Origin of the sequence: Cellulosimicrobium cellulans, from assembly GCF_042723955.1 — a bacterium.
Lineage (GTDB): Bacteria > Actinomycetota > Actinomycetes > Actinomycetales > Cellulomonadaceae > Cellulosimicrobium > Cellulosimicrobium cellulans_H.
This window is the reverse complement of record NZ_JBHXIC010000043.1, coordinates 1-7,866: the sequence shown is the minus strand read 5'-3', so window position 1 is coordinate 7,866 and position 7,866 is coordinate 1. Positions and strand designations below refer to the sequence as shown.

Sequence of the window (7,866 nt, the reverse complement as noted above, 5' to 3'; positions counted from 1 at the left end):
CCGGTCGGGGGCGCGGGCGCCCCCCTGCCCCCCCCCGGGGGGGGGCCCCCCGTCCAGCGGGCGACGCGAGTCGACCGCGGGCGCGAACTCAGGCCACCGACCGGGCTCGGCGAGGTACGGGAAGACGCGCGACGGCGGATGGTCGAGGTGGACGTCGAGCGTCACGCGTCGCCACACGGTTCGGTGCCCCTCGGTTGCCGGCGTCAGACCATCGCGGGCACGGGGCGGTCCGGGTAGAGCTCCCGCATCGCGCCGTCGTACCGCCGCTTGAGGAGGAGCAGGTACAGCACCCGGACGGGCGCCGGCACGTTCGCGCGGAACCAGTCCTCCCGCTCGGCCTCGGGCACGCTCGCGACCAGCAGCCCGAGCTGCAGCGCCATGACGTCCTTGCCGAGCTCCTTGCGGTGCGCCAGGAGCGTGGCGCGCGTGTGCTCCTCCATGAAGTCCCACTCCTGCTGGGACATCACCTCCCCCGCCACGGGAAGGATGTCGCCCTCCTCCTGCCCGAGGTGTGCCGAGAGAAGTTCCCGCAGCCCGTCGAGGTCCGCGGCGAAGGCGTCGCGGAGGCGGGGGTCTGCCGTGGCGACCCAGGGCTCGAGCTGCAGCTCGATGCGCGCGAGGCGGACCGCGACCTCGGCGTGCTGCGCGCGCATCTGCTCGACGTGCAGGGCGCAGGCCGGGGCGCGCATCTCCAGCCTGTCCCACAGCACCATGTCCTCGGTCTCGTGGTGCATGTGCAGCGCGAAGAAGTCCAGGTGGGCGTAGCGCCCGACGACGGCGGAGCGCCCCGTGTCCCCGGGCCGGACCTCGCGCACGAGCTCGGGGAGCTCCCGGTACAGCCATCGGAAGATCCGGTGCACGAGGAACATGCCCGACGTGTCGCACCCGGGGTGCTGCCCCGCGGGCAGCGGCCCGGCAGGAGGAAGCCTGTGCGTCATGTCGCCCTCCGCCCGATCGGTCGACCTCGGTGTCGTCGTGGCGTACAGCGAACGCTACTCCCGCCAGCGAACGGCCCACAATGCTCTCCGCGCACGTTCACCCGGGCAGCGAGAAGCCCCGCCGTGTGGAGCGACGGGGCTTCTCGATCCGCTGTCTCATCGGATCCCGCCGGCGCTCTCACGCCGGAAGCTTGCCCCCAGCCTATCGCGTGGGAGCCCTCCACCTCCCTCGTCGGCACGACGCCCTCCTCCTCGAGGAGGAGGGCGCTCCGCCGCAGATCTCGGCCGCCGGCGGGAGCCGCCGGCCCTGTGCCCGTCCGTAGCGTCGACGACGGCGGTGCCCGAGGACCGGGCGCCCCGGAGACGACGGGAGGACGCATGATCCAGGTGCAGGCGCTCACCAAGCGCTACGGGTCGGTGACGGCCGTGGACGGGCTGACGTTCACGGCCCCGCCCGGCACCGTGACGGGCTTCCTCGGCCCGAACGGGGCCGGGAAGTCGACCACGATGCGCATGGTGGTGGGGCTCGAGCGCCCCACCTCCGGGACGGCGACCGTCGACGGTCACCGGTACGCCGACCTCCCGGCGCCGCTGCGCACCGTCGGCGTCATGCTCGACGCGCGGTCCGTGCACCCCGGGCGCACGGCGTTCCGGCACCTGCGCGCCCTCGCGCGCACCCACGGGATCGGCCGTGCGCGCGTCGAGGAGGTCATCGGGATGACCGGCCTCGAGAGCGTCGCCGGGCGGCGCGCGGGGACCTTCTCCCTCGGGATGGGCCAGCGCCTCGGCATCGCGGGGGCGCTCCTCGGCGACCCGGGCTCGCTCATCCTCGACGAGCCCGTCAACGGCCTCGACCCGGACGGAGTCCTGTGGGTGCGGGGCCTCGTGCGCGGCCTCGCCGCCGAGGGACGGACCGTGCTCCTCTCCTCGCACCTCATGCACGAGCTCGCGCTGTGCGCGGACCGGGTCGTCGTCGTCGGCCGGGGACGGCTCCTCGCCGATGCCCCGGTGCAGGAGCTCGCGGGCGACGCGGGCTCGCTCGAGGACGCGTACCTGCGCCTCACGGCCGGTGCCGTCGAGTACCGCGGCCGCACCGCCGAGGAGACGGGCCGGGCCGCGGCGGGAGGTGCCCGGTGACCGCCACGACCCCCTCGTCCCTGCGGACGCGGCCCACCGCGGCACGGACGACGCCGCACGGCCCGACACTCGCCCGCGTCGTCGCCTCCGAGTGGACCAAGCTCACGAGTCTCCGCTCGTCCTGGTGGGCCGCCGCGCTCACGGTCGCGGTGTCGGCCGCGCTCACCTACCTCTCCGCGCAGGCCTCGTCCGTGGACCCGGGGTTCGACCCGACGGGCTCCCTCACGTCCGGCCTCCTGCTCGCACAGGTGCCCCCGCTGGTCCTGGGCGTCCTCGTCGGGACGGGCGAGCACGGTACGGGCGCGTTCCGCACCACGTTCGTCGCCGTCCCCCGGCGCTGGCCGGTGCTCGCTGCGCAGACGGTCGCGACCGCGGCGTTCGCGCTGCTCACCGCGGTGCTCGCGGTCGCGGCCGCCGTGCTCGCCCTGCTGCCCTCGGCCCGGTCGCGCGCGATCTCCCTGGACCTGGGCGCCGACGGCACCCCGAGGGTCCTGGGCGGGATGGTGCTGCTCCTCGTCGCCATGGCCCTGCTCGGGCTCGCGCTCGGGGCGCTGCTCCGACGCCCCGTGCCCGCCGTGACGGTCGCGGTCCTCGTCGTCCTCGTCCTGCCGGTCGCGCTCGTCCTCGCGGCGGACCTGGGGAGCGACCCGCTCGCGGCGTCCGCGGGTGTGCCGCCCGCGCAGGCCGCCGTGAACACGGCCGTGACGTTCCTCCCGGCCGGCGCGGCCTCCTTGCTCACGACCGAGGGGGCCGTCGAGGGAGCGCCCGACCTCGGCGCGTGGGGCGGCGGGCTCGTCCTGACGGCGTGGGTCGCCGTGCCGCTCGCGCTGGCCGCCCTCCGTCTCCGCACGCGGGACGTGGCGTGACATGCCCGCGACGACGACGCGCACTTCGGACGCCCGCGCCATGGACCGTCCGCAGGTGACCCTCCCCCGGGTGGTCGCGGCCGAGTGGGACAAGCTCACGAGCCTGCCGGCGACGGCCTGGCTCGCCCTCGCGACCGTCGTCGCCGCGGCGGCGACCGCCTGGGCGCTCGGCCTCTTCGCCCGGCCCGACGCCGGCGCCTCGGGCGCCCCCACCGCCGTCGGCGGGTACGTGCTCGCCCAGCTCGGGTTCCTCGTCCTGGGGGCCACCACCGGTGCCGGGGAGTTCCGTACCGGTGCCGCCCGCGTGACCTTCGTCGCCGTGCCGCGCCGGGTCCCCGTGCTCGTGGCCCAGGTGCTCGTCACGACCACGGTCGCGGCTCTCACCGCGGCGGTCGCGCTGGGTGCGGCGCTCACGGCGACCGTCGGGCAGCGCACGACCGCCGGTCTCGTGCTCGAGGTCGCGGACGCGGAGACGGCCCGCCTCCTCGCGGGGTTCGTGCTCTACCAGACCGGGGTCGCGCTCGTCGGGCTGGGCCTCGGTGTCCTGCTGCGCCGGCCCGATGCCGCGCTCGTCGCCGGCGTGCTGCTGCTCGTCGTGCTCGACCACCTCCTCGCCACGAACCCCGGCCGGGTCGCGGACACGGCGCGTGCCCTCCTTCCGGGCGCGGGGGCGCGGCTCCTCCAGGACGACGACCGGCTCGCCGCGACCACGCTGGGACCGCACCTCGGCCCGTGGGCGGCCGGGCTCGTGCTGGTGGCCTGGGCCGCGCTGCTCGTGGTCGCGGCCGGGTTCCGCCTGCGTCGCCGTGACGTCACCTGACGTGGACCGGGACGGATGGGAGAGTGGGGCCATGCCCCCGCCGTCCACCGCCCTGTCCGCGCGCGGGACGGTCGACGACGCCGCCCTCGTCGCGCCCGACCTCCGGCGACGGGGACCGGTCGGCCGGCTGCTCGCGGAGCACCCGCGATCCGCGGACGCCGCCCTCGCCGCCGGTCTCGTCGCGCTCGGGCTCGTCACCGCGGTCCTCGGGCTCGCGACGGTCGAGGGGTCGACCGGTCTCGGTCTCTTCCGGCCCGACGAGCCCGTCGCCCAGGTGGTCGTCACGGCCTGGCTCGTCGGGGCCGTCGCCGGTGCGGCGCTCCTGCTCGCGCGCCGCGCACGACCGCTGGCGGTCACGGCCGCGCTCACGGCCCTCGCCGTGGCGTCGCTCGCCACGGCGGGCGTGCTGGGCGTGCTCGGCGTGTGCCTCGCGTGCGCCGTGCACGCCGTCGCGGCGTCCCGCCCTCCCCGCACGGCCTGGCTCACGTGCGCCACGGTGGGCGTCGTCGTGACGGTCGCGCTGTGGTGGTGGCAGGACATCGGCCTCGCCGAGATCCTGCTCTGGAGCGACCCGATCGTGGCGCCGGACGGCGACCCGGTGCGCAACCTCGCCGAGCCGCCCTTCTCCCCCGGCCGCCGGTCCGCGTCCGTCTCCCTCCTGCTCGCGCTCCTGCTCCTCGGCATGGCCACGGGCTCCGGCGCGCGCGCCCGGCGCCTGCACGCGGAGGACCTGGCGGAGCGCTACCGCTCCATGGCCCGGGACCGCGACCAGAGCGCCGCGCTCGCGCGTGCGGCCGAGCGCACCCGCATCGCCCGCGAGATGCACGACGTCGTCGCGCACAGCGTCTCGGTGATGGTCGCCCTGTCCGACGGCGCGGGCGCCGCGCTCGACCGTGCCCCCGACCGCTCGCGCGAGGCGCTGCGGGAGCTCTCCCGGACCGGGCGCGAGGCGCTGGCCGATATGCAGCGCGTGCTCGGGGCGCTCGACCCCGGCGACGACGGCGAGGCGTCGGACGGTCGTCCCGAGCCGACCGGGACGGACCTGGCGACGGTCGTCGCGCGCTTCCGCGCGGCGGGAGTACCGGTGACGGCGACCGGCCTCGACGTCGCGCTCCCGCAGGACACGTCGCTGCGACTGGCGGTGGTGCGGGTCGTGCAGGAGGCCCTGACGAACGTCCTGCGGCACGCGCCCGGGACCCCCGCGGCCGAGGTCGAGGTCCGGCGCGGCGCGGACGCCGTCGAGGTCGAGGTCCGCGACGCCGGTGGTACCCGACCCGGCACGGGCGGCGGGAGCGGCCGCGGCATCCTGGGCATGCGCGAGCGCGCGGCCCTGCTCGGCGGCAACGTCGAGGCCGGGCCGCGGCCGGGGGGCGGGTGGATGGTGCGGGTCGTGCTGCCGTGGGACCTTCCGGAGGACGCGGACGACGGAGGGCTCGCGTGACGACCGTGCTGCTCGTGGACGACCAGGCGCTCCTGCGCATGGGGTTCCGGCTCGTGATCGAGTCGGAGCCCGACCTCGAGGTGGTGGGCGAGGCGTCGGACGGGCGGGTCGCGCTCGACCAGGTCGCGGCGCTCGCGCCCGACGTCGTCGTCATGGACGTCCGGATGCCCGGCATGGACGGCATCGAGGCGACCCGGCGCGTGGTCACCGAGCACCCCGGGACGCGCGTGCTCGTGCTGACCACGTTCGACGTCGACGAGTACGCGTTCGCGGCGCTGCGCTCGGGCGCGAGCGGCTTCCTGCTGAAGAACGCCCGCCCCCACGACCTCGTGGAGGCGATCCGCACCGTCGCGGCGGGGAGCTCCGTCGTCGCGCCGCGGGTGCTGCGCCGCATGCTCGACCTCTTCGCCCCGCACCTGCCCACCGGGGACCGGCCGGCGACCGACGACGGCCTCGACCCTCGCCTGCGGTCTCTCACGCCGCGCGAGCTCGACGTGCTGCGGTGCGTGGCCGAGGGGCTGTCCAACGCCGAGATCGCCGAGCGGCTCGTGCTGTCGTCGACGACCGTGAAGACGCACGTCGGCAACCTGCTCGCCAAGCTCGGGGTGCGCGACCGGGTCCAGGCCGTCATCGTCGCGTACGAGAGCGGCCTGGTCGGTCCACGTCATTGAGCGCCGGGCGTCAGGCCGGTCCGGCGTCTGACGGCGGGGCGACGAACCCCGGCGGCCGGGCGAGGACCTCGATCACGACGAGCACGAGACCCGCGACGAGCGCGACGCCGACGACGAGGCCCGGCGTCAGAGATCCTGAGAGCAGGAGGACGAGCGCCGCGACGCCGATGACGACGACGCGCACGAACGCCTTGTGCCGCCCGAGCCAGTCGCCGACGGGACCCGACGACACCCCGCGGCCCTCGCCCCACCCGCGCGCGGCGGCACCTGCGCGGCCCAGCCCGGCACGCAGGCTGCGCGCCGACGCGCTCGACCCGCCGAGGTACGCGGCGAGCGCGACGACGAGGCCGAGCACCCCCACGGTGCGCAGCGTGATGCGCAGGAACCCCACCGCCTGGTCGAACACGACCTGCGCCGCGTCGAGCCGGAGGACCTGCCCGGAGAGCGCGGTCAGGTACAGGCCACGCGCGACCGCGAGCCCGACGCCGAGCGCGACCATCGCCCCCGTCAGCGCCAGCCCCGCCACCACCAGGGCGCGTGACCGTCGGTTCGCGACGAGGACCCCGGCGGCGAGCAGCCCGAGCGCGACCCACGGCAGCCACGTGGTGAGCGTGACGATCTGGGCGTAGCGGTTCTGGAGCATGACGAGCTCTGCGGACTGCGCGATCGTGAACGTCGCGTCGACCGACGGGATGCGGGCGGCGACGCCCAGCCCGCGGTCGACCAGACGCTCCTTGAGCAGGTCGATCAGACCCGAGAGCTGGATGCTGAGGCGGCCGTCGTCCACCTGGAGGATGTCGCCGTCCTCGCCCCGCATGACGGAGAGGAGCTGCTGGTGCGCGACGCGGTTCGCCTGGAGCCAGGCGCCCTCGAACTCGTCGCTCTCGACGAGCCGGGTCGCGGTCTCGTGCACCAGGGACTCGACACCGCTCGTGAGCGGTGCCTCGAGCGCGGCGAGCGCCTGGGTGGCGCGCGGCGGGACGTCGCGCTCCTCGAGTCCCCCCACGAGGTCGTCGACGAGGGCGCCGACGTCGACGCGCGACATGACCACCTCGGTCAGGCGGCCCGCGACCGCGGACTGCACGACCGGGTCGGCGGCGAGCGGGCCCACGGTCGCGACGTACCGGTCGGTGTCCGTCAGCTCGCGCTGCGCCCACGCCGAGACCGCACCCAGCGGTGCGAGCAGCGCACCCAGCGTGATGAGCACCGCGCACGCCACGGCCCGCAGGCGGCGCCGTGGTCGACGGGCGGCGACCGGCGTCCCCGTGCCCACCCCCGTTCCCGTACCGCCGCCGACCTCCTCCGGCCGCTCCTCGAGCCGGCGCCGCAGGTCGGCGTTCTCGCGCTCCAGGGCGGCGAGCCGTGCCGCGAGGTCGCTCTTCTCGGCGCCGGTCGTCTCGTCGGCGCCGGTCCCGGGGTCGCCCTCGTCGGCCGTCATCGGATGCTCGGGCCAGCGCTCGCGGCGAGAACCACGGAGGAGAACCCCGACGCCGTGCGGCCCAACCGGTCCCAGAAGCCGTCCATCAGGCACCCCTCGTGTCAGTTCGCGGACGTCCGCGATGCTCCCACCGCGGGGCACGGACTGCCACCGCTACGGCCCGCCGTGTCTCCCTTGACACCCGGAAAGCGCCTTCCCTACGCTGCGAGGGTCGCGCACACGGACGTGCAGCTCGAGCCGGACGGAGAGCAGGACGCGGCGGCCGAGGGGTCGCCACCGACCGTGCGCGCGGCCCGTGCGGACCCCGGCGCAACGACGCGGCCGAGGGGAACCGGCGGAGTGCAGAACCCGACCCGGCGACGGACGGCCGGCGGGTCGGAGACAGGACAGCGCTAAGCAGCGTCGTGCCAGCACCACCCGACGAAACGGAGCAGACGATGACGTCTACGCATTCGAGCCGACGAGGGAGAGCGGCGGTGGGGGCCTTCCGCAGCGGGCGGGGGGGGGGGGCGCGCCCGCGGTCAGCGGGGGGGGGCGGGGGGTGGGGGCGGGCTC

At 76.2% G+C, this 7,866-nt stretch carries 7 protein-coding genes; 5 read left to right on the top strand and 2 right to left on the bottom strand.

All coding sequences use genetic code 11. From position 1 onward, the window contains the following. Positions 1–203: 203 nt before the first annotated feature. Positions 204–938 (bottom strand): hemerythrin domain-containing protein, encoded by a 735-nt coding sequence (locus ACFWH7_RS12845; protein ID WP_378216897.1) that lies wholly within the window; start codon positions 936–938, stop codon positions 204–206. Positions 939–1,316: 378 nt separating this feature from the next. Here ACFWH7_RS12845 and ACFWH7_RS12840 point away from each other — a divergent pair, with 378 nt between their 5' ends. Genes ACFWH7_RS12840 through ACFWH7_RS12820 form a run of 5 tightly spaced genes read left to right on the top strand, consistent with a single transcriptional unit; the run spans position 1,317 to position 5,873 of the window. After that, positions 1,317–2,075 carry an ABC transporter ATP-binding protein gene (locus ACFWH7_RS12840; protein ID WP_378216896.1) on the top strand — a complete coding sequence of 253 codons (759 nt, stop codon included), beginning with the start codon at positions 1,317–1,319 and terminating at the stop codon, positions 2,073–2,075. Then, positions 2,072–2,941, top strand: a complete 870-nt coding sequence (locus ACFWH7_RS12835; RefSeq protein WP_378216895.1) for a hypothetical protein — start codon at positions 2,072–2,074, stop codon at positions 2,939–2,941. The genes ACFWH7_RS12840 and ACFWH7_RS12835 overlap by 4 nt, the downstream gene beginning before the upstream one ends. A 55-nt stretch (positions 2,942–2,996) precedes the next feature. Continuing rightward, entirely contained in the window at positions 2,997–3,761 is a 765-nt protein-coding gene (locus tag ACFWH7_RS12830) for a hypothetical protein (protein ID WP_378216894.1), read from the top strand. Positions 3,762–3,792: 31 nt separating this feature from the next. Beyond that, positions 3,793–5,202 carry a sensor histidine kinase gene (locus tag ACFWH7_RS12825; protein ID WP_378216893.1) on the top strand — a complete coding sequence of 470 codons (1,410 nt, stop codon included), beginning with the start codon at positions 3,793–3,795 and terminating at the stop codon, positions 5,200–5,202. After that, positions 5,199–5,873: a response regulator gene (locus ACFWH7_RS12820; RefSeq protein WP_378216892.1), complete on the top strand. Its 675-nt coding sequence runs from the start codon at positions 5,199–5,201 to the stop codon at positions 5,871–5,873. Before ACFWH7_RS12825 ends, ACFWH7_RS12820 begins: the two co-directional genes overlap by 4 nt. Before the next feature lie 10 nt (positions 5,874–5,883). Here the strand turns inward: ACFWH7_RS12820 and ACFWH7_RS12815 are convergent, their stop codons facing one another. After that, the gene (locus tag ACFWH7_RS12815) at positions 5,884–7,311 is read right to left on the bottom strand and encodes a hypothetical protein (RefSeq protein ID WP_378216891.1); all 1,428 of its coding nucleotides are present in this window, start codon (positions 7,309–7,311) and stop codon (positions 5,884–5,886) included. Positions 7,312–7,866: the final 555 nt, after the last annotated feature.

What these genes read in the sequence shown, in the direction of transcription:
- ACFWH7_RS12845 (WP_378216897.1), bottom strand. Translation starts at nt 938, where the DNA reads ATGACGCACAGGCTTCCTCCTGCCGGGCCGCTGCCCGCGGGGCAGCAC.
- ACFWH7_RS12840 (WP_378216896.1), top strand. Translation starts at nt 1,317, where the DNA reads ATGATCCAGGTGCAGGCGCTCACCAAGCGCTACGGGTCGGTGACGGCC.
- ACFWH7_RS12825 (WP_378216893.1), top strand. Translation starts at nt 3,793, where the DNA reads ATGCCCCCGCCGTCCACCGCCCTGTCCGCGCGCGGGACGGTCGACGAC.
- ACFWH7_RS12815 (WP_378216891.1), bottom strand. Translation starts at nt 7,311, where the DNA reads ATGACGGCCGACGAGGGCGACCCCGGGACCGGCGCCGACGAGACGACC.